Source organism: Vibrio sp. PNB23_22_6 (assembly GCF_052877535.1).
The window spans coordinates 1-308 of the sequence record NZ_JBNFXP010000086.1 but is presented as its reverse complement, the minus strand read 5'-3'; the positions used below and the strand labels follow the sequence as shown (position 1 = coordinate 308).

The following is a 308-nucleotide window of genomic DNA, read 5'->3' as shown; positions in this document are numbered from 1 at the left end:
GCGACACTAGCTCAGTTGGTAGAGCGCAACCTTGCCAAGGTTGAGGTCACGAGTTCGAACCTCGTGTGTCGCTCCAACTTTATAGCTTTCATTGTGCTTAACAGTGAATTGCGACATTCGCTCATTTATAGAGCACAAAACTTATCAAAGTTGAGGTCATGCCTTTCTGTTATGGATAGGGATCCTCGAGTGTCGCTCCAGTTTCTGTTATCGTATTAATCGATAATACATGGACGCGGGATGGAGCAGCTTGGTAGCTCGTCGGGCTCATAACCCGAAGGTCGTCGGTTCAAATCCGGCTCCCGCAA

General features: G+C 48.4%; 2 tRNA genes. Both read left to right on the top strand.

What is annotated here, in order from left to right:
• Positions 1 to 76: transfer RNA gene (locus tag ACVA54_RS19740), tRNA-Gly, on the top strand.
• 158 nt (positions 77 to 234) lie between these two features.
• Positions 235 to 308: transfer RNA gene (locus ACVA54_RS19735), tRNA-Met, on the top strand.